Raw genomic sequence first — 24,936 nt, 5'->3', positions numbered from 1 at the left:
AGGCGCCCGGCCGCGGGCGCTTGCTCAGCCGGTCCCGTCCTCGGCGGCGGGCCCGGTGACGTAGGCGTGCAGCAGGCCGGATCCTTCCAGCATGGCCAACGCCCGCCTGTCCAGCTCCTCCTGGCGCTGCGCGACCGCCGCGCGCAGCTCGTCCGTACTGCCGGTGCGGCGCAGCCCGTCGAGTACGGCGACGACGCGCGGCAGCGGATACCGGCTCTGCCGCAGCGTGTTGACCAGCCGTGCGTCCCGGACCTCACGCGCGCCGTAGCGGCGGTAGCCGGTCGCGGGGTCGCGCCGCGGAGCCAGCAGGCCGGCGTCCTCCCACACGCGCAGCGCCGACGTCCGTACACCGACGAGGGCGGCGACCTCCCCGATGCGCAGGTCCGGGCGGGGCATCCGGTGTGCGTCCGCCTCCGGGTCCTGTGCGGCGATCGCTTCGAGCGCGCGAGCGGCCTCACGGAGGGAACAGCGCTGCTCGTGCAGCGACGCGTGGCCTTCGCCGGCCAGGGCGAGCGCCTGTGACTCCTCGCCGGCGTGCACGGCCAGCATGATCGCCTGGGCGGTGCCCGGGCCGTAACCCCGTGCCAGGGCGCGGTAGGTGAGCAGCGCGCGGCGGTGCCGCTCCGTGAACTCGCGGTAGCCGGACTCCGTGCGTGAGGCGGGCGGCAGGATGCCGGCCGCCTCGTAGTTGCGGATCTGCTGGGCCGAGACGCCGGCGGCCCGCGCGAGATCGACGGGACGCAGGCGCACCGGCCTCTCGCCCTCGCCGTTCGTCCGCCGCATGCGCCCTGTCCGCCCCATCCGCCACTCCCTCCAGTGCCGGGCACGTACCGGCTCCCAGGCCGGGCACCGGACCGTTTCCCAACCCGCCGCCTTCAGCCGTAATTTGAAGCTTATCCCCGACTGCAGTCATCGATACCGGAGCACTTGGCTCACAAAGTCTCAACAGGAGCTTCAATGAGAAACTTTAAAGCATGGATGCCGTGGAGAAAGCCACCCAGAACCCGTCTCCAGCACAGATCCGCATCGAGGGCGCGCGTCTGCACAACCTCAAGAACGTCTCCCTCGCCGTACCCAAGAACGCACTCGTCGTACTGACCGGCCTGTCCGGCTCCGGCAAGTCCACGCTGGCCTTCGACACGCTGCACAGGGAAGGCCAGCGGCAGTACCTCGAATCGCTGGGCATGGTCACGATGTTCGTGAGCAAGCCCGCCGTCGACTCGATCAGCGGCCTGTCGCCGTCGATCAGCGTCGACCAGCATCTGACGAACCGCAGCCCCCGCTCGACCGTCGGCACCGTCACCGAGGTCTTCACCTGCCTGCGGCTGCTGTGGGCCCGTATCGGCCGGCGCCCGTGCCCGGCGTGCGGCGGCGACGTCCCGCCCTCCTACGACGTGGCGGGCGGCGACGGCCTCGACGAGGAGGACGGGGACCGGGACGGGGACGGGGACGGGGACGGGGACGGGGACGGCGGATACGACGCCGGTCCCGGGTACGACTCCGGCAGCGGAGACGACGACGCCGATGCCCGGCGTAGCGTGCCGTGTCCGCACTGCGGAGCGCCGGTGCCCGAGATGGTGATGGGGAACTTCTCCTTCAACAAGCCCGCCGGCGCCTGCGCCACATGCACCGGACTGGGCACCGTCTTCCAGGCCGATGTGGAGAGCCTCCTCGACGAGGGCCGCAGCGTCGCCGGAGGCGCCGTACACGGCTGGCACCCCACCGTGGCGGAGCGCAACATCGCGGTGCTGCACGCTGCCGCGCGGCACTACGGCTTCACCTTCGAACCGGACGTTCCCGTCAAGGAGTTCGGGGACGTGCAGCGCGACCTGCTCCTGCACGGTGTCGGAAGCGCCGCGTTCCGCGCCCACTTCCCGGGCACCGAACCCCCGCCGACGGTCGCACGCGGACGGTTCGAGGGCGTCGTGACGAACATGCTGCGCCGCTACGCCGAACGCATCGACGACCCCAACTACCGTGAGAAGGCCGAGCGTTCACTCGTCAAGGACGTCTGTCCTGAGTGCGAGGGCACACGGCTGCGGCCGGAGAGCCGGGCCGTGACCGTCGGCGGGCTCACCATCCCGGCCGCCGCCCGCATGCCGCTCACCGCGCTGACGGACTGGGTCGCCGGACTCGCGGACGCCGTCACGGGGAAGGAGCGGCTCGTCACCGAACCCGTCGTGGCCGACCTGCGGGAACGACTGCGCCGGCTCGTAGACGTGGGCGTGGGCTATCTGACGCCGGAGCAGGCCACGCCGAGCCTTTCCGCCGGGGAGGCGCAACGGCTGCGCCTGGCCTCGCTGCTCGGCTCGGGACTCACGGGTGTGCTGTACGTACTGGACGAGCCCACCATCGGACTGCACGCCGCCGACACCGGACGGCTGGTCCAAGTGCTCCGCGGTCTGCGCGACTTGGGCAACACCGTCCTTGTCATCGAGCACGACCTGGAGATGCTGCGGGCAGCGGACCACGTCATCGACGTCGGGCCGGGCGCGGGCCGCGAAGGCGGACGCATCGTCGCCGAGGGAACGGCGCAGGAGGTGGCGTCGGCACCCGGATCGGTCACCGGCGACTGCCTCTCGGGACGGGTCACCATGCCCCGTCCGCCGGCCCCGCGTACCGGGGACGGCACCTCACTCGTCGTGCGCGGCGCGCGTGCCCACAACCTCAAGAACGTCACGGCGCGGCTGCCGCTCGGGAAGTTCATCGCGGTGAGCGGGCCGTCGGGGTCGGGCAAGTCGTCGCTGCTCTTCGACATCCTCGACCGGGCCGCGCGCAGGCGCTTCCACGGTGCGGGCGAACCGCCGGGCCCGTACGGGGAGATCGAGGGCTGGGAACATCTCGACAAGGTCATCACGATCGACCAGCGGCCGATCAGCCGGATGCCCAGGTCGAACCCGGCGACGTACTCCGACGCCTTCACGCCGATACGCGAAGCCTTCGCCGCGACGGCCGCGGCCCGCGAAGCCGGCCTCACGGCCGGGCACTTCTCCCCGAACATGCCGGGCGGGCGATGCGAGCGCTGCACCGGGGCCGGGGTGCTCAGCGTCCAGATGCACTTCCTGCCGGACGTGGAGGTGCGCTGTCCCGGGTGCCGCGGAAGGCGCTTTCGCGGCGAGGTGCTCGCGGCGCGCTACGGGGTGCGAGGGGCGGCGGGGGCGCAGGAGGACCGAGGGACGAGGGCGAGGGCGCAGGGGCAGGGGCACGGGAACCGAGGGAACGGCGGAGGGCACGACATCGCCGAGGTGCTGGAGATGACCGTCGAGGAGGCGCTGGACGTCTTCGCGGACGTCCCCAGGGCGGCGGCGCGGCTGCGGCGGCTGGACGAAGTCGGCCTCGGCTACCTGCGGTTGGGCCAGCCGGCGACCACGCTGTCGGGCGGTGAGGCACAGCGCGTGAAGCTCGCGAAGGAGCTCGGGCAGCGCTCGACCGGGCGGACGCTCTACCTGCTGGACGAGCCGACGACCGGCCTGCATGTGGCGGACACGGCACGGCTCCTCGGGGTGCTGCAGCAACTCGTCGACGCGGGCAACACAGTCGTCACGATCGAGCACGACCTCCACGTCATCGGGGCCGCGGACTGGGTGATCGACCTGGGCCCGGCGGGCGGTGCCGCCGGGGGCGAGATCGTCGCGGAGGGCACACCAGAGCAGGTCGCACGCGTCGCAGCCTCCCGTACGGGACCGTTCCTGCACGGTGAGGGATGAGGGATGAGGGCTGACGGCTGACGGCTGACGGCTGACGGCTGACGGCTGACGGCTGACGGCTGACAGATATCAAATATTGTCAGCCGTCAGCACAACACCCCCCACCCCTACCGAACCGCCGTCGGCTCCTGCGGCTCTCCGCCCTTGTCGGGATCGGCGAGGAACTGCCGTTCCAGCGCGAGCCGTTCCTCCTCCGTCGGATCGCTGTCGAGGGAGTCGACCAGCGCGGAACGGTCCGCGCGCGGCTCGGGCCTCAGCAGGCCGATGCCGACGTACAGCACCAGCGAGGTGAGTACCGGGAAGCCGACGGTGGCGGCCTCCGAGGCGCCCCCCGCACCCCAGTAGAGGTACGCCCACACCGCGAGCCCACCCGCCCACGAGGTGATCGCGGCGAGCGGCCCCGTCTGCTTGAACCAGGGCAGCAGCCCGAGCATCAGCGGAATGGAGATCGGCCCCATGGTCGCCGCCACGATGCTCACCACGACGGTCATGATGAAGCCGTCCGGGTCACTGAAGAGCGCCAGCGCCATGCTCGACGTCACGAAGGCGACGGTGGTGACGCGCGCGAAGAGCAGCTGGCCGCGCTGCGTCATGCGCTTGATCCGCGGTACGAGCACCGGCGCGAGGTCGCGGGTGATGACGGCGGTGATGACGTTGGAGTCGGAGGCGACCATCGCCATGGTGTGCGAGAAGAACCCGGCGAGCAGCAGTCCGATCAGGCCCGTGGGCAGCAGCTCCTGGGCGAGACGGATGTAGGACTCCTCGGGGTTGTCCAGGCCGGGCACGATGAGCGGCGCCGCGACCATCGGCACGAAGAGGACGAACGGCCAGACCAGCCACAGCGCGCTGGACAGCAGCGCGGACTTGCGGGCCCGGGAGCCGCTGGGTGCGGACATGTAGCGCTGCGCCAGGTTCCACATGCCGCCGTTGTATTCGAAGGTCTTCACCAGCAGGAACGCCAGGAGCAGGCCGGTGGTGACGTTGCCCGCCACCGGGTCGCCGTGTCCGTCCGGCAGGTCGTCGTACATCGTCCACAGGGACGAGACGCCGCCGAGGTGTGCCAGTACGGCGAAGAACATCGCGAACCCGGCCACGGCCTGGATGACGAACTGCCCGAAGTCGGTGAGGACATCGGCCCACAGGCCGCCGAAGGTCACGTAGAACATGGTGCAGACGCCGGTCAGTCCGATGCCCCAGGCCAGCGGGATGTCGGCGAAGCCCTGCAACAGCACGGCTATCGCCACCCACTTGGCCGCGATGTCGACGACCTTCAGCGCGGCGCCGCTGTAGGCGAGCACCTGCTGCGTGGGCAGGTTGTAGCGGACGGCGAGATAGGCGAGCGGCGAGTTGACGCCGTGCTTGGCGCGCAGCCGGTTCCAGCGCGGGGCGAAGAGGAACGCCCCGACGCCGATGCCGAGTCCGATCGTCAGGGCCCACCAGAAGTAGACGGTGACGCCGTGGTCGTACGCGACCGCCGCGAAGGTGACGAACATGATCGCGCTGTAGCCCGACATGTGGTGGGAGATGCCGGAGAGCCACCAGGGCACGCGGCCGCGGGCGGTGAAGAAGTCGGCCACGTTCTCGACGCGGGTCTTGGACCACACCCCGATGGCCAGCATCACGAAGAAGTACGCGCCGACCACGGCCCAGTCCAGTCCGGACATCACGACTCCTCGACGTTGGGTATGCGCCGGCAGGTTCTCCGTGCGGTGTTCACCAGTGACGCTGGCTGGCACTGGCGCTGTTCACTGACATGAACGATTGCCAGGTTTATGAATCGAGCGTCACCATAGAAGTGGCCCGGTAAGCCGTCAATACCGCGTACAAGCGCATATCCGCGGTGGCATCGAGCGATCCGGCGGCACAACACCCCTGCGACCCCATCCACGTCGGTGAATGCCGGTCGCAGGGGTGTCGGAGAGAGGGCGGCCCGGAGCAGCGGCCGCTGTCGCGCGAGCGCCTCCCGGACGATCAACTCCCACTGCGCGACCCCCTCCATCCCCGGCGGGGGGCCCAAGTCGCCCGCCCTGGCTGGATTTTCGTCTGCGGCCCTTGAAGCGCCTGGCGCCAGGGGGAAGCACCGAGGGAGACGAGAAGCAGCACCTCAAGGAGTTGGCCCGGGCGCCTTAGAGCCCTTCCCTCTCGTTCACTTGATGAACTGCTCGATCGTTCTGCCTGGACGCTACTCACGAGTTGGCCGGAAGGAGTTCTCCCTGGCGGGCCTTCGGGGGCCGATGTGGCGCTCTAGTGTCCACGGTGACCAGTCGGCGACTCTCGGTGAGTCATCTTCCCTGGCAAAGGAGTAGATGTGGAACGTCGCACCTTCCTGCGCGGAGCTGTCATCGGCACCTCGGCCGCCACCTTCGGCGGCACTCTCATGCGCGGCGCCGCCTACGCGGCCCCGGCCCAGAACGGTCCCGGCCCGTACGGAGCGCTGGGCACGGCCGACGCCAACGGCATCCAGCTGCCCAGCGGCTTCACCAGCCGGGTCGTCGCCCGGTCCTCGCAGGCCGTCTCGGGTACCTCGTACACCTGGCACAACGCCCCCGACGGCGGCGCCTGTTTCGCCGACGGCACCGGCTGGATCTACGTCTCCAACTCGGAGATCAACCCCGGCGGCGGCGCGAGCGCAGTCAAGTTCAACTCCTCGGGCAGCATCACCGGTGCGTACCGCATCCTCTCCAGCACCCGGCAGAACTGCGCGGGCGGCGCCACCCCATGGAACACCTGGCTGTCCTGTGAGGAGGTCAGCCTGGGCTACGTCTACGAGACGGACCCGTGGGGCGTGAACGCGGCCACGCGCAGGGACGCGATGGGCAAGTTCAAGCACGAGGCAGCCGCCGCCGACCCGGTGCGCAAGGTGATCTACCTGACCGAGGACGAGAGCAACGGCTGCCTCTACCGGTTCATCCCGGCGACCTGGGGCAACCTGTCCTCCGGCACCCTCCAGGTCCTGGTCGCCGGCACCGGCACCTCCGGGTCGTTCAGCTGGTCGGACGTGCCCGACCCGGACGGCTCGCCGACCGTGACGCGCGACCAGGTCTCCGGCGCCAAGCGGTTCAACGGCGGCGAGGGCTGCCACTACGCCAACGACACCGTCTGGTTCACCACCAAGGGCGACAACCGCGTATGGCAGCTCAACCTGGCGAACAGCACCTACGAGCTGGCCTACGACGACAGCCTGGTCAACCCCGGCCCCGCCCCGCTCACAGGCGTGGACAACGTCACCGGGTCCTCCTCCGGTGACCTGTTCGTCGCCGAGGACGGCGGAAACATGGAGATCTGCATCATCACCCCGGACGACGTCGTCGCGCCGTTCCTGCGCATCACCGGCCAGTCCGGCTCGGAGATCACCGGCCCCGCCTTCTCCCCCGACGGCACCCGGCTGTACTTCTCCAGCCAGCGCGGGACGAGCGGCAGTTCCTCTGGCGGCATCACCTACGAGGTCACGGGCCCGTTCCGAACCTCCCTGTGATCTCCGGCCCACCCCGTGCCCGGTGGGCGCCGGCATGCCGGCATCCACCGGGCTTGTTCGAGCCCGCCGACGGCGCCGCTATCGCGCGAGCGCCTCCCGGACGATCAACTCCCACTGCGCGACGACACGTTCGCGCCGCGCGCTGTCGTCCGTCAGCAGATTCGCCAGGCCCAGGCCGCGTGCCATGTCGAGCAGACCCTGCACCGTCTCGCGCACACCCGGTACGGACTCGTCCGCGCCGAGCAGCTCCACCGCCATCCGGTGCGTCTCCCGGCCGATACGTGTCTCCAACGCGGTGACGCGCGGGCCCAGTTGGGGCTCGTTGGAGGCCGCAACCCACAGCTGCAGCGCGGCCCGGAAGAGCGGGCCTGTGTAGAGGGACACCAGCATTCCGACGGCCGCCCTCGTATCGGACGGGCGGTCCGGGTCCCGCTCGGGCGACCGCAGCGCCTTGGAGCGCTCCTCGGCCACGTACTCCACGGCGGCCGTGAACAGGTCCTCGCGGGTGGGGAAATGGTGCTGGGCCGCGCCCCGCGAGACACCGGCGTGCTCGGCCACGACCGTGACCGTGCTCCCCGTCCAGCCGTGTTCGGCGAGGCAGGTGACGGCCGACTCCAGCAGCCGCTGCCGCGTCGCGCGGCTGCGGTCCTGCTTCGGTTCGGCACCGCGGGTGTTCACCGCACCCATGCGGGCTCCCGTCGTTCGAGGAAAGCGGTCATGCCCTCGCGGGCCTCGTCGGAGGCGAACAGCCGCGCGGACAGCTCCGCGAGGCTATCGGTGTCCCGGTCGAATGCGCGCAGCACCTCCGCCGTGACCAGCCGCTTCGACTCCGCCAGACCCTGCGGCGAGCCTCGCCGCAGGCCGTCGAGCACGGGCTCCAGCACGGCGTCCACGCCCTTCACGCCGCCCGCGCCGTCGCCCGCGTCCGCGTCCTTGCCCTCGTCAGCGGCCGCGCCCTCGCCCTCGCCCGCCGCCAGCGTCACCAGTCCGATACGGGCCGCCTCGGCGGCGCCGAACCGCTCACCGGTGAGGTAGTAGCGGGCGGCGGCACGGGCGTCGAGGCGCGGCAGAAGCGGCATCGAGATCACCGCCGGAGCCACCCCGATGCGCGCCTCGGTGAAGGCGAAGCTCGACCCCGGCCCGGCGACGGAGATGTCGCAGGCGCCGAGCAGTCCCGTACCACCGGCCCGTACGTGCCCCTCGACGCGTGCGACGACCGGCTTGGGCAGCTCCACGATCGTGCGCAGCAGGGCCGCGAGATCGCCCGGACTGCCGCTGCCCTCACGCAGATCGGCGCCCGCGCAGAAGGTGTTGCCGGTGTGGGTCAGCAGCACCGCCCGTACCCGCGGATCGGCTGCGGCCTCCTCCAGGCCCGCGTAGAGCTGGGAGACGAGGGCCTTGGAGAGCGCGTTGCGGTTGTGCGGGGAGTCGAGGGTGAGAGTGGTGATGCCCCGCTCGTGCGCGCTGCGCACCGACTGCCCCTCGGGGTGTGCCTCTTCCGCGGTTCCGGTCATTCTCGCTCGTCCTCCCGCACTGGTCCGCTGTCATCTGCCGGATATCGGATGCCGGATGTCAGATAACAGATGACAGATTTCACCAACTGTCAGCCGCCACCCGGCGCCTACGCCTTCTCCGCCTCCGCGGCGCGCAGTTCGCGCCGGAGGATCTTGCCGCTGAGGGCACGCGGCACGCCCGCCGTGAACTCCAGCCGCCGCACCTTCTTGTACGGGGAGACCCGCTCGGCCACATACGCCAGCACGTCCTCCTCGGTCAGCCGCGCCCCCGCCTCGTCCTGCTGCCGCACGACGAACGCCTTCGGCACCTCGTTGCCCTCCTCGTCCGTCACGCCGATCACCGCGGCGTCGGCGACGGCCGGGTGGGTGAGGAGCACGGCCTCCAGCTCGGCCGGGGCCACCTGGTAACCCTTGTATTTGATCAGCTCCTTGACCCGGTCGACGATGTACAGCCATCCGTCCGCGTCCACACGTCCGATGTCGCCGGTGCGCAGCCAGCCGTCGGCGTCGATCATCGCGTCGGTCTCGCCCGTACGCCCCAGATACCCCCTCATCACCTGCGGCCCGCGGAAGAGGACTTCGCCCTCCTCGCCGTCGCCGGCGTCGCGGTCGGGGTCGTCGAGGGAGACGACACGCATCTCGGTGGACGGCAGCAGCTTCCCGACCGCACCGGGCGGCGCGGACTCGTAACGGGGCACGACATGCGTGCCGGGCGAGAGTTCGGTCATCCCGTACGCCTGCTTGACCACCGGCACGTTCAGCCGCCGCCCGCAGGCCACGGCCAACTCGGCGTCCAGCGGCGCGGCCGCGCTGAGGACGAACTCCAGCGACGACAGGTCGTACTTGTCGACGTCGGGGTGCTTGGCCAGAGCGAGCACGATGGGCGGCGCGACATACAGGACGTTCACGCGGTGCGTCTCGATCGCCGCGAGGAACTGGCCGAGGTCGAAGCGCGGCAGCACCACGACGGAGGCGCCCTGGCGCAGCGGTGCGTTGATCAGCGCCGTCAGCCCGTAGATGTGGAAGAACGGCAGCACAGCCAGCAGCCGGTCTTCGGGACCGGCCGGCATCAGGGGGTTGAGCTGGGCGAGGTTGGTGGCGATGTTGCGGTGGGTGAGCATCACGCCCTTCGGCAGCGACGTGGTGCCCGAGGAGTACGGCAGGGCGGCCAGGTCCTGCGCCGGGTCGATGTCGACCTGCGGCTCAGGGGCCGTGCTGCCGCGCATGTCGAGCACGCTGCGGTGCCCTTCGGCGTGGTCGCACACGAAGATCTCCACCACGCCGCCCGCCCGCTCCGCGGCCTGCCGTGCCGTCTGCAGCAGCGGCGAGACGGTCACGATCCAGCGCGCGCCGGAGTCGCCGAGCTGCCGCGCCAGCTCCTCGGCCGTGGCCAGCGGGTGGACGGTGCTCACCGCGGCCCCGGCACGGGTCGCCCCGTAGAAGACGGCGGGGAAGGCGAGGGTGTTGGGGCTGTGCAGGGCGAGCACGTCGCCCTTGCGCAGCCCCGCCTCCGCGAGCGCGGCGGCGATGCGGCGGGTGAAGGCGTCGAGCTGTGCGTAGGTGAGCGTGGAGCCGTCGACGCCGTCGACGAGCGCCGTACGGTCGGCGTACGGGCCCGCCGAGTGGCCCAGTACGGCGTCGTGGATCGGTTCGTCCACGAGGGGGACGTCGGGGTACTCGCTGTGGAAAATCATGTGGCCCTCCCGAGCAGGGTGGTCGTCGGCGGCGGAACGGTGGCCTCGGCGGTACGGCGCGGTGCGTGCGGCGCGGTGCGTGCTGCGTGGTGCGGTGCGCGCGACGCCGTGCAGTTTCGCGCGACGTGGTGCGATGCGCGCGACGTGGTGCGATGCGCGCGGTTCGTGCGGTGCGGTCCGTGCTGCCGTCCGTTCCGCCGTCGGCGAAATGACCGGAGATGCCCCACAGTCTCCTTCGTGGCGGCCCTCCTCAGAAGCCCTTGGCGCGGCCGGGCCCGTCGGTGCCGCTCAGTACGACTTCGGCAGGCCGAGCGTCTGATGCGAGACGAAGTTGAGCACCATCTCGCGGCTGACCGGCGCGATCCGCGCCACGCGTGACGCCGTGATCATGGAGGCGATGCCGTACTCGCGGGTGAGCCCGTTGCCGCCGAGGGTCTGCACCGCCTGGTCGACGGCCTTCACACACGCCTCCCCGGCCGCGTACTTCGCCATGTTGGCCGCCTCGCCGGCCCCCATGTCGTCGCCCGCGTCGTAGAGCGCCGCGGCCTTGGCCATCATCAGCCGGGCGAGTTCCAGCTCGATGTGCGCCTGGGCGAGCGGGTGCGCGATGGCCTGGTGACTGCCGATGGGTTCCTTCCACACCTGGCGCGTACGGGCGTAGTCCAGCGCCCGGTCGATGGCGTGGCGTCCCATGCCGATGCCGAAGGCCGCAGTCATGATGCGCTCGGGGTTGAGACCGGCGAAGAGCTGGAGCAGCCCGGCGTCCTCTCCCTCACCTCCGCCGACGAGCGCGTCCGAGGGCAGCCGCACGTCGTCCAGTACGAGCTCGAACTGCTTCTCCGGCGCGGCCAGTTCCATCTCGATGGGGCTGCGCGTGAAGCCGGGAGCGTCGCGCGGGACGATGAACAGGCAGGGCTTGAGCTTGCCCGTACGGGCGTCCTCGGTGCGGCCGACGATGAGCGTGGCGTCCGCGATGTCGACGCCGGAGATGAAGACCTTGCGGCCGGTGAGCAGCCAGTCCCCGCCCTCGCGGCGTGCGGTGGTGGTGATGCGGTGGGAATTGGACCCGGCGTCGGGCTCGGTGATGCCGAACGCCATCTTGCGGCTGCCGTCCGCCAGTCCGGGCAGCCATTCGCGCTTCTGCTCCTCGGTGCCGAAGCGGGCGATGACGGTGCCGCAGATCGCCGGTGAGACGACCAGCATCAGCAGCGGGCAGCCGGCGGCTCCCAATTCCTCGAGAACGATGGCCAGTTCGCTCATGCCGCCGCCTCCGCCGCCGTACTCCTCGGGGAGGTTGACGCCGAGATAGCCGAGCGAGGCCGCTTCGGCCCACAGCTCGTCGGTGTGCTTGCCCTCGGCGACGACGCCGGTGAAGTACTCGCGTCCGAAGCGCTTGCCGAGCGCCGCCACGGCGGCTCGCAGGTCACGCTGTTCCTCGGTCTCCAGCAGGGCATTGGTCATGACGACTCCTTCGGGGCGGCGGACGGTGCTGGTTTCGGACGACGTGCTTCAGCGGGGTCTGTCTCTGCGGGGTCTGGCTCTGCGGAATCTGGCTCTGCGGAATCGGTCTCTGCGGGGACGGCCTGACCGGAGACGGACGGGCCGGATACGGTCCGGCCGGAGTCCGTGCCGTCCGCGCCGTCCTCGGTGACGACGGCGAGCAGTTCGCCCACCTCGACCTGACGGCCCGCCTCCGCGTGCAGAGCGGTGAGCGTGCCGGACACGGGCGCGACGACCTTGTGCTCCATCTTCATCGCCTCCAGCCACAGCAGCGGCTCCCCCGCCTTGACGGAGGTTCCGACGACCAGCCCGGGCACGACGCGCGCCACGGCACCCGGCATCGGCGCCAGCAGCGAACCGGGCTCGGTCGCGGTCTCCGGTTCACGGAGCCGGGGCAGCGCGGTGAAGGCGTGGCTCCCCCTGGGCCGCGAGGCCCAGGGGGAGGACGGCGGCGCGTCCACGTACACCTGCGAGCCGTCGTCCCCGTAGCGCGCCACGGCGAAGTCCCGGCGCACACCGTCGACTTCGAGTGACACGCGGTCCGGTGCCGCGTGCAGCAGGCGCAGCTTCACCCCTGGGAAGTCGCCGTCCGGGAGGAGCAGCCCGTCCCTGGTGAGGCGGTAGCGGACTTCGGTCTCGCCCTGGGAGGACTCGTCCCGGTACGTCTTCGACTGGGGGTGTGCCGGCACGTTGCGCCAGCCGCCGAGCCGCGCGGAGACCGTGCCGCCCGCGGCCCGCGCCCGCTCCGCGTCGGCCAGCGCCGCGGCCAGGGCGGCCAGCCGCCGGCTTCCCGCGAAGGCGCCCGCCCCTGCCCCTGCCCCGGCCCCGGTCCCGGCGGCGTCCGGCCCGGCGCCGTCCAGGTCCTCGGTGAGCGAGTCCAGGTTCCGGTCGTAGAAGCCGGTGTCGAGGCGGGCCTCCACGAAGTCCGGGTGGCGCAGCGACCGTACGAGCAGCTCACGGTTGGTCACCGGCCCGTGCACCTGTGCGCGCTCCAGCGCGGACGCCAGCTTGCGTACGGCCTCCCGCCGCGTGGGCGCCCACGCCACGACCTTGGCCAGCATCGGGTCGTAGTGCACGCCGATCACGTCGCCGTCCGCGACGCCGCTGTCCAGCCGGACGCCGCCTGCCCCGCGCACGCCCGCGCCCGGGACGTGCAGACGGTGCAGCGTGCCGGTCTGCGGCTGCCATCCACGGGCCGGGTCCTCCGCGTAGAGGCGGGCCTCGACGGCGTGTCCGCGGGCGGCCGGCGGACCGCCGGGCTCCAGCGGCTCGCCCTCGGCCACCTGGATCTGCAGCGCGACGAGATCCACACCGTGCACGCACTCCGTGACGGGATGCTCGACCTGGAGCCTGGTGTTCATCTCCAGGAAGTACGCGCGGGAGCCCTCTCCGCCTCCGGTGTCCCCGCTCCCGGTGTCTCCGCTCCCGGTGTCTCCGCCCCCGCCGTCGCTCCTGCCCTCGGTGACCAGGAACTCCACCGTGCCGGCACCCCGGTAGTCCACAGCACGTGCCGCGTCGGCCGCCGACTTGTGCAGCAGGTCGCGCAGTTCACCGCTCAGGCCCGGCGCGGGGGCCTCTTCGACGACCTTCTGGTGGCGCCGCTGAAGCGAGCAGTCGCGCGTGCCCAGAGTCCACACCGCACCGTGCCCGTCGGCGAGGATCTGCACCTCCACGTGGCGTCCGCGCTCGACATACGGCTCGACGAAGACCTCGCCGTCGCCGAACGCCGCTGCCGCCTCCGCACGCGCCGCGGCGATCTCCCCTTCCAGCGCGGCGAGTTCACGCACGACGCGCATGCCGCGTCCGCCGCCGCCCGCCGCGGCCTTCACCAGCAGCGGCAGATCGCTCTCGCGCGCCCCGTCCGTACGTACGGGCTCCAGCAGCGGCACTCCGGCCTCGCCCATCAGCTTCTTCGCACGCGTCTTGGACGCCATCGCCTCGATCGCCTCCGGCGGCGGGCCGATCCACACCAGTCCCGCGTCGCGCACGGCACGCGCGAACTCGGCGTTCTCGGAGAGGAATCCGTAACCCGGGTGCACCGCGTCCGCCCCGGCCGCCAGCGCCGCCGCGACGATCAGGTCGCCGCGCAGATAGGTGTCCGCGGGCGCGTCGCCGGGGAGCCGCACCGCCGCGTCCGCCTCCCGTACGTGCGGTGCACCGGCGTCGGCGTCCGAGTGCACGGCGACCGTGGCGATGCCGAGTTCCGCGCACGTACGGAAGACGCGCCGGGCGATCTCGCCGCGGTTCGCGACCAGCACCGATGTGATCATTCTCTGCTCCACTCCACACCCCTCACAGCCATCACGGCCGTCACAGCCCTCGCACCGTCGCAGCCCTCACATCCGGAAGACGCCGAAGCCGCCGCGCGCTCCCTGCACGGGCGCCGTGTGGATGGCGGACAGACACAGGCCCAGCACCGTGCGGGTGTCGCGCGGATCGATCACACCGTCGTCGTAGAGCCGTCCGGACAGGAACATCGGCAGCGACTCCGCCTCGATCTGCTGCTCGACCATCGCCCGCAGCCCGGCGTCGGCCTCCTCGTCGAACGGCTTGCCCTTCGCCGCCGCCGACTCCCGCATGACGATCGACATCACACCCGCGAGCTGCTGCGGGCCCATGACGGCGGACTTGGCGCTCGGCCAGGCGAACAGGAACCGCGGGTCGTAGGCCCGTCCGCACATGCCGTAGTGGCCGGCTCCGTAACTGGCGCCCATCAGCACCGACAGATGCGGCACCTTGGAATTCGACACGGCGTTGATCATCATCGCGCCGTGCTTGATGATGCCGCCCTGCTCGTACTCCTTGCCGACCATGTAGCCGGTGGTGTTGTGCAGGAACAGCAGCGGGATGTCGCGCTGATTGGCGAGCTGGATGAACTGCGTGGCCTTCTGCGACTCCTCGCTGAAGAGCACGCCGCGCGCGTTGGCGAGGACGCCCAGCGGATAGCCGTGCAGCTCCGCCCAGCCCGTCACGAGGCTCGTGCCGTAGCGGGGCTTGAACTCGTCGAAGTCGGAGCCGTCGACGATACGGGCCACGACCTCGCGCGGGTCGAAGGGCGTCTTCAGGTCGCCGGGGACGATGCCGAGCAGTTCGTCCTCGTCGTACTTCGGTGGCGGAACGGCAAGCGCGCCCGTACTGCCGTGCGCCTTGCGCCAGTTGAGGCGGGCGACGACGCGGCGGGCCTGGCGCAGCGCGTCCGGCTCGTCCAGGGCGAAGTAGTCGCCGAGGCCGGAGACGCGGGTGTGCATGTCTGCGCCGCCGAGCTCCTCGTCGCCGGCCTCCTCGCCCGTCGCCATCTTCACCAGAGGCGGGCCGCCGAGGAACACCTTCGACTGCTCCTTGACCATGATCACGTGGTCCGACATGCCGGGTACGTACGCGCCTCCGGCGGTCGAGTTGCCGAACACGACGGCCAGCGTGGGGATTCCGGCCTCGGAGAGCCGCGTGATGTCGCGGAAGAGCGCCCCGCCGGGGATGAAGATCTCCTTCTGGCTGGGCAGGTCCGCGCCGCCCGACTCGACGAGGCTGATGCACGGCAGTCGGTTGGCGTAGGCGATCTCGTTGGCGCGCAGGGCCTTCTTCAGCGTCCAGGGGTTGCTGGCGCCGCCCCGTACGGTCGGGTCGTTCGCCGTGATCAGGCACTCGACGCCCTCGACGACGCCGATGCCGGTCACCAGCGAGGCCCCGACCGCGTAGTCGCTGCCCCAGCCGGCCAGGGGCGACAGCTCCAGGAAGGGAGTGTCCGGGTCGAGGAGCAGCTCGATGCGTTCGCGGGCGAGCAACTTGCCGCGCCTGCGGTGGCGTTCGGTGTACTTCTCACCGCCGCCGGCGACGGACTTGGCGAGTTCCGCGTCGAGTTCGGCGATCCTCTCCAGCATCTGCTGCCGGTGTCCGGCGTACTCGCTGCCGGACACGTCCAGCGCCGAGGTCAGCGCACTCACGGGAGAATTCCTTCCGGTATGTCGATGTGGCGCGAACGCAGCCATTCGCCCAGCGCCTTGGCCTGCGGGTCGAAGCGCGCCTGCGAGGCGACGCCCTCACCGAGCAGCCCGTCGACGACGAAGTTGAGGGCGCGGAGGTTGGGGAGCACGTGGCGGGTGACGGACAGATGACGGATTTCAGGTATCAGCTGACAGATTTCATCAACTGTCAGCGCATAGACCAACCATCGCCATGCGTCCTCCCCCAGATCCCCGCGCACCCACACGCCCACGTTCGCGCTTCCGCCCTTGTCGCCGCTGCGCGCTCCCGCCACCACACCGAGCGGCACTCTCCGCGTCGGGCCGTACGTATCGGGCAGCGGTTCCGGCAGTGCGGGCTCCTCGACGGGGGCGAGCTCCTGCGTCTTCTCCGGCGCCGGGACGTCCACCTTCCCCCCACCTTCGGCGGGTGGTACCCCCAGCCCGTCCGGCAGCACCGCGACGTGCGGCACGCGGCCCGCGTCCATCCAGGCCGTCTCGAACACCCCGTACGGGGAGCCCTTTCCGGGCGGCGCCGTCACGTGGAAACCGGGGAAGCTCGCCAGCGCCAGTTCGATCGCGGCGCCGCTCACCGCCCGCCCCACGGCCTCCTCGGAGGAGTCCCGCACGGCCAGCCGCAGCATCGCGCTCGCCTCCTCCTGAACGGGCGCGTCGGCGTGGTCGGTACGGGCGAGGCTCCACGTCACCTCCGCCGGGCGCCGCCCGCCGCCCTCCCCGCCGTCCTCCCCGCCGTGCCCTGCCAGCTCCGCCTCCATCTGCCGCCGCACCAGCGCCGCCTTGGCCTCGATGTCGAGGCCGGTCAGCACGAACGTCACCTCGTTGCGCCAGCCGCCCATCCTGGTCAGCCCGACCTTGAGCCGGGGCGGTGGGGCCTCGCCACGTACGCCCTCGATCCGCACCCGGTCCGGCCCCTCCTGCGACAGGCGCACCGAGTCCAGCCGTGCGGTCACGTCCGGCCCGGCGTAGCGTGCGCCCGCCGTCTCGTACAGCAGCTGGGCGGTGACCGTGCCGGTCGTCACCGCGCCGCCGGTGCCGGGGTGCTTGGTGATGACGGCGCTTCCGTCCCGCGCGACCTCGGCGAGCGGGAAGCCGGGGCGCGTAACGTCGAGGTTCTCCTGGGCGAAGAGGGCGTAGTTGCCGCCGGTGGCCTGCGCGCCGCACTCCAGTACGTGGCCCGCGGTCACCGCTCCGGCGAGCGCGTCCCAGTCGTCCTCCGCCCAGCCGAAGTGCGCGGCCGCCGCCCCGCTCACCAGCGCGGCGTCCGTCACCCGGCCGGTCACCACGATGTCGGCGCCGGCCCGCAGGCACTCGGCGATGCCGCCGCCGCCCAGATAGGCGTTGGCCGTCAGCACGCCCTCGCCCCAGCCGCCTTTGCCGGTGCCCGCGGGACCCCGCGCCAGTACGTCGTCGCCCTCGACGTACGCGACGGCGGCCGGCACACCGGTGCGCTCGCTCAACTCCCGTACGGCATCGGCCAGTCCGGCCGGATTGAGGCCGCCCGCGTTGACGACGATCCGCACTCCGCGGTCCTTCGCGAGCCCGAGCCCCGTCTCCAGCTGCCGCAGAAAGGTCTTCGCATAGCCGCGCGAGGGGTCCTTCAGCCGGTCGCGGCCGAGGATCAGCATCGTCAGCTCGGCGAGATAGTCCCCGGTCAGTACGTCGAGTCCGCCGCCCGTGAGCATCTCCTCCATGGCGCGGAAGCGGTCCCCGTAGAAGCCTGAGCAGTTGCCGATGCGCACCACGTCCGCGGCACCGCCCGCCCCGCTCAGCGTCGAACCCGTCACCCCGTTCGCCGTCCCGCCCGTCGTCCCGCTCGCCGTCCCGCTCACCGCTGCGCCTCCTTGCGCTCGCGGCCTTCTCCCGGCGGCCCCGCGAAGGCCTGGGCGATCTCCAGCCACCGCTGTGCGTCCGCGCCTTCGGCCCGCAGACCGGCGTCCTCCCGGTGGATCCGCTGCGTCACGAGCCGGCAGAAGCCGACGGCGTCGCCGGTCACGCGCTGCGCCGCGTCCTCGGGTCCGTGCACCCACAACAGGCCGCCGGGGCCCACCAGTTCCACTCGGAAGGCTTCGGACGGCGGTTCGAGGCCGCGCACGGCGTAGGCGAAGTCCCGTGCCCGCACGCCGATCCGTACGACATGACGCAGCCGCGCCGTCGGCTCACGGGACACACCGAGGGCTTCGGCGACGTCCTCGCCGTGTGCCCAGGTCTCCATGATCCGCGCGGTCGCCATGCCCGCGGCGCTCATCGACGGCCCGTACCAGGCGATCCGGCGGCCCTGCGGCACCCCGCCCAGCACCCGCAGCAGCTCGTACCGTCCGGCGCGCCACCGCTCCAGGAGCCGGGCCGGCGGCTGTGCGGCGCCGGCCTCCGCGCCGTCGTCGACGAAGGTGTACGGCGCCTTGAGCGCGGCCTGCGAGGCCTCACGGAAGGCGGGTTCGTCCGTCGCGGCCAGCAGCGACTGCTCGTCGGTCCAGGCGAGATGGGCGATCTGGTGGGCGACCGTCCAGCGGGGCGCCGGTGTCGGCAGGGCCCACCCCTCCGGGCCGAGCCCGGCCACCAGCCCTTCCAACGCCTTGCCTTCATCCCGCAGATCCGCGAGGACGGCCTCGGTCACGCCCGCTTCGCCCGTATTGGCATCCGCACCCGAGCCGTCGGCCACCACCACGCACCTCCTCATCGAGTCCGGGACCCCATGAGCGTGACAGCGGACAGCGAAACAATCAAGCGTGCTTGTTATTCTTATGGACACAGCCCCGGACGACCGAACTCGCCGAACTCGGCTTCAGCATCCCGACTCAGGTCAACCGGACCCGGCCCGACTCTCGGGCAGCTACGCCCCGTCTTCGCGCCGACGGCCGGTAGTGGGAGGCGTGTACGCCTCAGGCTGACGCGAGGCGTAGAGCCAGTGCCGCCGCGGCCAGGACCAGCAGCACGAGCGGCGGGGCCAGACGGGCCCGGTCGTCGGCCCGCACGTGGGCGGCGACCGCGAGCAGGAAGTAGCCGACGAGAGCCGACGCGGCGGCCACACCCAAGGGCTGCCAGACGAGACCGCAGACCAGTCCGGCGGCTCCGGCGAGAAGGACGAACGCCAGGACGTTGAGCTTGCCCTCGGGTACGCCGACCTTGGCGTAGCTGCGTACGACGGACTCTTCGTGGCCGAGTTTCTTCGTCGCCGAGGCGACCAGCACGGCGGCCAGCAGGACGGAGACGACTGCTGTGGCTGTGAACACGAGCACCTCCCCGGGCACGCCCGAGCGCGAGAGCAGGACGTAGCCGGCCGACTTCTCCAATCTAAACATCTGTATACTTTCCCTGCAACCGACAGGGACCGGGGAGATCATGAGCCCGCAGCGCAGCAACCGTTCACAGCTCATGGAGGGCACGCTGCGCTGCCTGGAGCGGCTGCCACCCGAGCAGATCACTGCGCGGGCGATCGCCGACGAGTCGGGAGCCAACCTCGCGTCGATCGCCTACCACTTCGGCTCGAAGGACGCCCTGGTGACTGAGGCGGCGATCGCGGGCCTCGACCGATGGCTCGCCGAAGTCGCAGCAGCTCTCGGAGACTTGGCCGACCGGACGCCCGAGGAGCGGTACCGTGCCGCGTCCGAGGCCGTCACGGGCACCCGGGACAGCCATACGGGCCTCGCCAGGCACTACGTCACCGCCCTTGCCAGAGCGCAGCACGACGACCAGATCAGGGACACCCTGGCTGAGGGATTCCGACGTACGCGACCCGATGTCGCCGCGCTGCTGGGGCTCGGCGACGACGAGGAGGGCCGGGACGCGGCGGGCCTGGCGCTGGGCCTCTTCCACGGACTGCTGATGCAGACCCTGCTCGCGCCCGACCTCGCGATCGAGGGTGAGCGGATGCACCGCGCCCAGATCCGCCTGCGCGGGGCGCTGCCAGAGGCCTGACGGCCACATCAGGGCGGAGGGCCCGGCGAGGCGGGGGCCTGGCTGCCAACGGGGGGCCTACTCGTCGGCCTTGGTGTCGTAGTCGATCTTCTCGCCTTCGGCGGAGCTGACCCTGCCGCCGCCGTCCAGTCCCTCCGCCAGCACCTCCGCCAGATGCCGGCTGCGGTGACCGCCGAGCTGCTCCAGCTGGGTGCGGCACGAGTAGCCGTCGGCCAGCAGCTCCGCGCCCGGACCCGCCTGCCGTACGGCGGGGAGCAGTTGGTCCTCGGCGCAGGCCACCGACACCTCGTAGTGGCCCTTCTCGAAGCCGAAGTTGCCCGCGAGGCCGCAGCAGCCCTTGCTCAACTCGCCCGTCAGCCCGGCCCGTTCGCGCAGCCGCCGGTCCTCCGCGTCGCCGATCACGGCGTGCTGGTGGCAGTGGGTCTGGCCCGCGACGGGACGGTCGACGCGTGGCGGCTCCCAGTCCGGGGCGTACTCCTCCAGCGTCTGCGCGAACGTCCGTACGGCATTGGCAAGTCGCCGCGCACGCGGGTCGTCGCCCAGCAACTCCGGTACGTCGGTCCGCAGCGCGGCCGCGCACGGCGGCTCCAGCACAGTGACCGGCAGCCCCGCGTCCAGGGCCGGTTCGATGCGGTCCAGGGTGCGGCGCATCACCTCACGTGCCTGGTCGAGCTGGCCCGTTGAGACGTACGTGAGGCCGCAGCACACCTGCTTCTCCGGGACGGTGACCCGCAGGCCGGCTTCCTCCAGCACCCGCACGGCGGCCGAACCGGCCTCCGGCGAGAGGTAGTTGGTGAAGGTGTCCGGCCACAGCACGACCCGCTCGCCGCCGCCACCGGCACCCCCGCCGCCACCGCTGCCGCCGCCCGCACCATTCCCCGTTCGGGACGCCACGCGCGCCCTCCTGCGCCACCACCGTGTGAACGGCTCGCGCGGCAGCGCGGGGATGTCCCGTTCCGGTGCGATGCCGCCGAGCCGCTTCGCCACGGCCGCCAACGGGCGTAGCCGGGCTGCCGCGTTGAGCAGCGGCACCATCCGGCTCGCCGCGGCCAGCCGGAGCCACTGCGGCAGCCGCCCCATCGAGAGGTGCGCCATCGGCCGGCGCCTGCCCTTGTAGTGGTGGTGCATGAACTCGGCCTTGTACGTGGCCATGTCGACGCCCACGGGGCAGTCGCTGCGGCAGCCCTTGCACGACAGACACAGATCGAGGGCTTCGCGCACCTCCTCCGACTGCCAGCCGTCGGTGACCACTTCACCCGCGAGCATCTCGTGCAGCAGCCGCGCACGTCCGCGCGTGCAGTGCTGCTCCTCGCCCGTCGCACGGAACGACGGGCACATCACGCTCGAACCGGCGTCCGTGTTGCGGCACTTGGCGACGCCCACGCACCGCCGCACCGCCGCCGAAAAGTCGCCGCCGTCGTGCGGGTAGCCGAACTCCACATCGACGGGCTCGCGCGGCAGCGGCGCGAAGCGCAGGTTCTCGTCGATGCGCGCGGGCCGCACCAGCATTCCCGGGTTGAGCCCGCCGTCCGGGTCCCACATGTCCTTGAAGCGCCCGAAGAGGCCGACCATCTCCTCCCCGTACATCCTCGGCAGCAGTTCGGCACGCGCCTGCCCGTCGCCGTGTTCGCCGGAGAGGGAACCGCCGTGCGCGACGACGGTGTCGGCCAGGTCCGCCGAGAACTCGCGGAAGCGCAGGATGCCCGCCTCGCTCATCAGGTCGAAGTCGATGCGTACGTGGATGCAGCCGTCGCCGAAGTGCCCGTACGGCAGTCCGTGCAGCCCGTGTTCGCGCAGCAGCGCCCTGAAGTCCCGCAGATACGCGCCGAGTCGGGGCGGCGGCACCGCGCAGTCCTCCCAGCCGGGCCACGCCTCCTTGCTCACCTCCGGCCCGGACCCCCCGGACGAACTGCCGGGCAGGCGCGTCGCCGTGCCGGAGGCGTCCTCGCGGATGCGCCACAGCGCGCGCTGCTCCGCCGCCCGTACGACGAGCTGGTGGTCGGTGGTGCCGTCAGCGGCGGCGGCACGGCACAGCTCCTCGGCCCGTGAGCGCGCGTGTGCCTCGTCGTCACCTCCGACCTCGACGAACAGCCACGCACCGCCGCGCGGCAGTCCGGCCCTCGCGGCGGCCGAGACGAGGTCGTTCGCCATGCCCTCGACGGTCAGCGGCCCGTGCGGGAGGAGCCCCGCCGCGGCCTCCGCCGCCGCGCTCTCGTCCGCGTAACCGAGCACGGCCAGCACGCGCGCCCCCGGCACCGGCACAAGCCCGACCCGTGCCCGCGTCAGCACCCCCAGCGTCCCCTCGCTGCCGGTGAAGACGCGGGCCCAGTCCTCGCCCTTCTCGGGCAGCAGTTCGTCCAGGGCGTAACCGGAGATGCGGCGCGGCAGTTCGGGGAAGCCGGTGCGCAGCCGCGACAGCTCCTGCCGCACCAGCGCACGCGCTTCCTCGCGCAGCGCGGACGGCACGCCTTCGCCGCCCGGGGCGAGCGTCATCCGCTGCCCGCCGTAGCCGGTGACCTCCAGCTCCCGTACGTTGTCGGCCGTCGTGCCCCAGGCGACGGAGTGCGAGCCGCAGGAATTGTTGCCGATCATCCCGCCGAGGGTGCAGCGGCTGTGCGTGGACGGGTCGGGCCCGAACGTCAGCCCGTGCGGCGCTGCGGCGTCACGCAGCCGGTCGAGGATCACGCCCGGCTGTACGAGCGCGGTGCGCGTCTCCGGGTCGACGGACTCGATGCGGTCCATGTGCCGGGTGAAGTCGAGCACCACTCCGGTCCCGGTGGCCTGCCCCGCGATGGACGTACCGGCGCCGCGCGCCAGCACGGGCACACCCCGCTCGCGGCAGACGGCCAGCACCGCCTCGACGTCGTCCGCGTCGCGGGGTGCGACCACGCCCAGCGGTACACGCCGGTAGTTCGAGGCGTCCATGGTGAACAGCGAGCGCGTGCCGGTGCCGAACTCGACCTCTCCGCCCCGCAAAGCCTGCCGCAGCGCGCCTTCGACCTCGCGGGCCCGTTCGGCCTCGCGCGCCCGCTCCCGCTCGCCTGACTGTCCGTCCGCCGCAACCCGCGCCTGTGCATGTGCCATGCCACCAGCGTGCACGGTGATCGCGCCCGAGGGGCACCCTCCCCCACCGACGGGTCCGGGTTCAGCGCCCGTCGGCGTCCCGGCAGAGCTCGGCCGGGATTCCCCGGGTCTCGATCACGACGCCGCCGGAGGGGCGCCCGCCGGAGAAGGCGGCGGCGTTGAGGCAGAAGTGCACCCACATGTTGAACTGGATCTCCTTGGCCACCCGCAGCCGGCTGTAGAGCACGGCGGCCATCCGGTCCCCGGCCCGCGACCACGCCTGGGTCTGGAACTCGAGTGCGCCGTCCTCGGTGCCGCGCACGCTGAACTGGATCTGCCCCGCCTCCAGATGGCCCCGCAGGGTGCCGAGCCTGAAGGAGGTCGCATCGCGGTGGACCACGCGTACGGGCCCGTCCCAGGGGCCCGGCATCTGCACCCGGTATTCGTCGCCGACGCGCAGTTCCCCCTTCTCTCCGCGGGTCTTGACGAAGACCGCGACGGTCCACGGAGCGGCCCGGTTCAGGTTCCCGGCCACGGTGGCGGCCAGTTCCCCGGCGCTCATCCGCGCCCCCACGATGCGGACCCTGAAGCGGCGGTGGAACATCGGCCCGACGCCGTCGGAGAGCAGCTTGCTCTGCTCGTCGACGGCCTCAGGCGGCAGCGGCGGCGGCAGGTCGCCCGCGTCGCCGCGCGTTTCGCTCCGGTGGAGGGCCGTGATGCGCCAGAAGTACTGCCAGGAGACCAGAAGAATCCCGGCAGGAAGCCGCAGCAGGGTCCCGGCCCGCCGCCTGAGAGTCACGCCGTCGGGCGAGGCTCTGCGTAGTGCGGTCATGCGGCTTATGACACCATATGAGCGATTCGGACACATCCGAGGAGAGACTGCCGCCGGGCGGCGAGGGAGGTCGTCATGCAGACCGGACGCCTGCTGCGGATGCTCGGTCTCCGCAGCAGGCACCTGGAAGCCGCGTCCCTGGGCTCGATCGCGCTCTGCGTCCTGCTGTGGTCGCGGGCCGCGAGTGTGGACCAGGACGAACGCGGCAACGCGGAACGGCGAGCACTCTTCGTCTCCATGTGGGCTCCGATGCTGTGGCTGATGAGCCAGTCACTGCGGGAGTTCGACTGACCCCGAAGGCCCGGCCCGAATGATCCGTGAGCGACGCCTGCGCCGTGAGCGTGCGGTCACGGCACTGCGCGCCCTGCGCGGCCTCGGCGTCAACTACCCCGAGCAGCCGGCGGACCCCGCCCCCGCCTCGGGCTGGCACTTCGACACGCTCGTGCAGCCGCTGCCCGCGGAGCCGCCCGGGGCGCCGGCCGCCGGAGGCCCGTGGGAGACCGCGTGCCGTCTCGTGCGTGACTACCAGTTCGCCGACCCCCGCATCCTGCGCGGTCTCTACGACGCCGGAGAACCGCTGCGGGGACGGAACATGCTCCTCGAAGGCCGCTTCTGCGGGCTGCGCTTCGACATGGGCGTACGCGTCACCTCCGTCACGGACCTCACACGCGGCTCGGACGACGGCGCACGCCGCGTCTGGGGCTGGAGCTACCGCACCCTGCACGGCCATCTGGAGGAGGGCGAACTCACCTACGAGGTCGTGAAGCATCTGGCCACGGGCCGCGTGGACTTCGTCATCACCGGCTACTCCCGCCGGGCCCCGATCCGCAATCCCCTGGTCCGGCACGGCTTTCTGCTCTTCGGACGTCTCACTCAGCGCCGCTTCTACCGCGGCAGCGGACGGCGGCTGCGCACGCTTCTGCTGGACGAACTGGACGGGGCTCCGCCGTCGCTGCCCGAACCCCACCCGTACGGCGACGGCGTCGTGATCGCCCCGGGCCGCGGAGGCCCCGGGTCCGGCCGGGGCATCCGGAGCCGGAGCCGGAGCACCCGGGGATGACGGACAGACGGGGAGAACAGGGAGAACGGGACGCGCGGGACGGACGAGTGGCGAGTGCCTCCCGGGCCTGCCCGGAGGCTGCGGCACCCACGTGGTTGAACGCGCCGTGAACGGAGACCCGCCCCGGTGCATCTCGCAGCGCTGCACGGGATGAAGGCGCCGGCAGTTGAGAACACAGCTCCGTCGCCGGCCCCCT

General features: G+C 71.8%; 18 protein-coding genes. 5 read left to right on the top strand and 13 right to left on the bottom strand.

All coding sequences use genetic code 11. From position 1 onward, the window contains the following. Positions 1–24: 24 nt before the first annotated feature. Entirely contained in the window at positions 25–801 is a 777-nt protein-coding gene (locus ACSMXX_RS18530) for a MerR family transcriptional regulator (protein WP_473179812.1), read from the bottom strand. Between the two features lie 173 nt (positions 802–974). Between ACSMXX_RS18530 and ACSMXX_RS18525 the strand changes: the two genes are divergently transcribed. Beyond that, a complete protein-coding gene (locus ACSMXX_RS18525) occupies positions 975–3,707 on the top strand; it encodes an excinuclease ABC subunit UvrA (RefSeq protein ID WP_473179811.1) in 2,733 nt (910 codons plus the stop codon). A 107-nt stretch (positions 3,708–3,814) separates the two neighbouring features. Here the strand turns inward: ACSMXX_RS18525 and ACSMXX_RS18520 are convergent, their stop codons facing one another. Next, complete coding sequence (locus ACSMXX_RS18520; protein ID WP_473179810.1) at positions 3,815–5,371, bottom strand: sodium:solute symporter family protein; 1,557 nt, start codon at positions 5,369–5,371, stop codon at positions 3,815–3,817. Between the two features lie 644 nt (positions 5,372–6,015). On the opposite strand from ACSMXX_RS18520, the gene ACSMXX_RS18515 reads away from it, so the two are divergent. Further along, positions 6,016–7,182, top strand: a complete 1,167-nt coding sequence (locus ACSMXX_RS18515; RefSeq protein WP_473179809.1) for an alkaline phosphatase PhoX — start codon at positions 6,016–6,018, stop codon at positions 7,180–7,182. Between the two features lie 78 nt (positions 7,183–7,260). Here ACSMXX_RS18515 and ACSMXX_RS18510 read toward each other — a convergent pair whose 3' ends face one another. The 9 genes from ACSMXX_RS18510 to ACSMXX_RS18470 form a co-directional block, all read right to left on the bottom strand. Further along, positions 7,261–7,869: a TetR/AcrR family transcriptional regulator gene (locus tag ACSMXX_RS18510; protein WP_473179808.1), complete on the bottom strand. Its 609-nt coding sequence runs from the start codon at positions 7,867–7,869 to the stop codon at positions 7,261–7,263. Then, entirely contained in the window at positions 7,857–8,696 is an 840-nt protein-coding gene (locus ACSMXX_RS18505; protein WP_473179807.1) for an enoyl-CoA hydratase family protein, read from the bottom strand. The genes ACSMXX_RS18510 and ACSMXX_RS18505 overlap by 13 nt, the downstream gene beginning before the upstream one ends. A gap of 107 nt (positions 8,697–8,803) precedes the next feature. Beyond that, positions 8,804–10,390 carry a 4-coumarate--CoA ligase family protein gene (locus ACSMXX_RS18500; RefSeq protein ID WP_473179806.1) on the bottom strand — a complete coding sequence of 529 codons (1,587 nt, stop codon included), beginning with the start codon at positions 10,388–10,390 and terminating at the stop codon, positions 8,804–8,806. 288 nt (positions 10,391–10,678) lie between these two features. Further along, complete coding sequence (locus ACSMXX_RS18495; RefSeq protein ID WP_473179805.1) at positions 10,679–11,851, bottom strand: acyl-CoA dehydrogenase family protein; 1,173 nt, start codon at positions 11,849–11,851, stop codon at positions 10,679–10,681. Then, the gene (locus ACSMXX_RS18490; RefSeq protein ID WP_473179804.1) at positions 11,848–14,160 is read right to left on the bottom strand and encodes an acetyl/propionyl/methylcrotonyl-CoA carboxylase subunit alpha; all 2,313 of its coding nucleotides are present in this window, start codon (positions 14,158–14,160) and stop codon (positions 11,848–11,850) included. Before ACSMXX_RS18490 ends, ACSMXX_RS18495 begins: the two co-directional genes overlap by 4 nt. Positions 14,161–14,226: 66 nt before the next feature. After that, positions 14,227–15,876 carry an acyl-CoA carboxylase subunit beta gene (locus ACSMXX_RS18485; protein WP_473179803.1) on the bottom strand — a complete coding sequence of 550 codons (1,650 nt, stop codon included), beginning with the start codon at positions 15,874–15,876 and terminating at the stop codon, positions 14,227–14,229. Continuing rightward, positions 15,828–17,561 carry an acyclic terpene utilization AtuA family protein gene (locus tag ACSMXX_RS18480; RefSeq protein ID WP_473184845.1) on the bottom strand — a complete coding sequence of 578 codons (1,734 nt, stop codon included), beginning with the start codon at positions 17,559–17,561 and terminating at the stop codon, positions 15,828–15,830. Before ACSMXX_RS18480 ends, ACSMXX_RS18485 begins: the two co-directional genes overlap by 49 nt. Before the next feature lie 134 nt (positions 17,562–17,695). After that, positions 17,696–18,529: a TIGR03084 family metal-binding protein gene (locus ACSMXX_RS18475; RefSeq protein ID WP_473184844.1), complete on the bottom strand. Its 834-nt coding sequence runs from the start codon at positions 18,527–18,529 to the stop codon at positions 17,696–17,698. Positions 18,530–18,749: 220 nt separating this feature from the next. Beyond that, the gene (locus ACSMXX_RS18470; RefSeq protein ID WP_473179802.1) at positions 18,750–19,169 is read right to left on the bottom strand and encodes a DoxX family protein; all 420 of its coding nucleotides are present in this window, start codon (positions 19,167–19,169) and stop codon (positions 18,750–18,752) included. A gap of 40 nt (positions 19,170–19,209) precedes the next feature. On the opposite strand from ACSMXX_RS18470, the gene ACSMXX_RS18465 reads away from it, so the two are divergent. Then, on the top strand, positions 19,210–19,785 hold the full coding sequence (locus ACSMXX_RS18465) for a TetR/AcrR family transcriptional regulator (RefSeq protein WP_473179801.1): 576 nt from the start codon (positions 19,210–19,212) through the stop codon (positions 19,783–19,785). A 57-nt stretch (positions 19,786–19,842) separates the two neighbouring features. Here the strand turns inward: ACSMXX_RS18465 and ACSMXX_RS18460 are convergent, their stop codons facing one another. Then, entirely contained in the window at positions 19,843–22,869 is a 3,027-nt protein-coding gene (locus ACSMXX_RS18460) for an FAD-binding and (Fe-S)-binding domain-containing protein (protein ID WP_473179800.1), read from the bottom strand. 61 nt (positions 22,870–22,930) lie between these two features. After that, entirely contained in the window at positions 22,931–23,680 is a 750-nt protein-coding gene (locus tag ACSMXX_RS18455) for a DUF1990 family protein (protein WP_473179799.1), read from the bottom strand. 75 nt (positions 23,681–23,755) lie between these two features. On the opposite strand from ACSMXX_RS18455, the gene ACSMXX_RS18450 reads away from it, so the two are divergent. Together ACSMXX_RS18450 and ACSMXX_RS18445 are read left to right on the top strand one after the other, a co-directional pair. Further along, complete coding sequence (locus ACSMXX_RS18450) at positions 23,756–23,971, top strand: hypothetical protein (RefSeq protein ID WP_473179798.1); 216 nt, start codon at positions 23,756–23,758, stop codon at positions 23,969–23,971. Between the two features lie 19 nt (positions 23,972–23,990). Beyond that, a complete protein-coding gene (locus ACSMXX_RS18445) occupies positions 23,991–24,740 on the top strand; it encodes a DUF1990 family protein (protein WP_473179797.1) in 750 nt (249 codons plus the stop codon). Positions 24,741–24,936 lie beyond the last annotated feature (196 nt).

The sequence above is a fragment of the Streptomyces sp. DSM 116795 genome (genome assembly GCF_055792905.1).
The sequence above is the reverse complement of the archived record's forward strand: the minus strand, read 5'-3'. Positions and strand labels throughout refer to the sequence as shown.

Coding starts and splice junctions, on each gene's coding strand:
- ACSMXX_RS18465 (WP_473179801.1), top strand. CDS start 19,210: ATGAGCCCGCAGCGCAGCAACCGTTCACAGCTCATGGAGGGCACGCTG.
- ACSMXX_RS18520 (WP_473179810.1), bottom strand. CDS start 5,371: ATGTCCGGACTGGACTGGGCCGTGGTCGGCGCGTACTTCTTCGTGATG.
- ACSMXX_RS18495 (WP_473179805.1), bottom strand. CDS start 11,851: ATGACCAATGCCCTGCTGGAGACCGAGGAACAGCGTGACCTGCGAGCC.
- ACSMXX_RS18445 (WP_473179797.1), top strand. CDS start 23,991: ATGATCCGTGAGCGACGCCTGCGCCGTGAGCGTGCGGTCACGGCACTG.
- ACSMXX_RS18525 (WP_473179811.1), top strand. CDS start 975: ATGGATGCCGTGGAGAAAGCCACCCAGAACCCGTCTCCAGCACAGATC.
- ACSMXX_RS18450 (WP_473179798.1), top strand. CDS start 23,756: ATGCAGACCGGACGCCTGCTGCGGATGCTCGGTCTCCGCAGCAGGCAC.
- ACSMXX_RS18455 (WP_473179799.1), bottom strand. CDS start 23,680: ATGACCGCACTACGCAGAGCCTCGCCCGACGGCGTGACTCTCAGGCGG.
- ACSMXX_RS18505 (WP_473179807.1), bottom strand. CDS start 8,696: ATGACCGGAACCGCGGAAGAGGCACACCCCGAGGGGCAGTCGGTGCGC.
- ACSMXX_RS18485 (WP_473179803.1), bottom strand. CDS start 15,876: ATGGCTGCGTTCGCGCCACATCGACATACCGGAAGGAATTCTCCCGTG.
- ACSMXX_RS18510 (WP_473179808.1), bottom strand. CDS start 7,869: ATGGGTGCGGTGAACACCCGCGGTGCCGAACCGAAGCAGGACCGCAGC.
- ACSMXX_RS18470 (WP_473179802.1), bottom strand. CDS start 19,169: ATGTTTAGATTGGAGAAGTCGGCCGGCTACGTCCTGCTCTCGCGCTCG.
- ACSMXX_RS18530 (WP_473179812.1), bottom strand. CDS start 801: ATGGGGCGGACAGGGCGCATGCGGCGGACGAACGGCGAGGGCGAGAGG.
- ACSMXX_RS18480 (WP_473184845.1), bottom strand. CDS start 17,561: ATGGAGGAGATGCTCACGGGCGGCGGACTCGACGTACTGACCGGGGAC.
- ACSMXX_RS18460 (WP_473179800.1), bottom strand. CDS start 22,869: ATGGCACATGCACAGGCGCGGGTTGCGGCGGACGGACAGTCAGGCGAG.
- ACSMXX_RS18500 (WP_473179806.1), bottom strand. CDS start 10,390: ATGATTTTCCACAGCGAGTACCCCGACGTCCCCCTCGTGGACGAACCG.
- ACSMXX_RS18490 (WP_473179804.1), bottom strand. CDS start 14,160: ATGATCACATCGGTGCTGGTCGCGAACCGCGGCGAGATCGCCCGGCGC.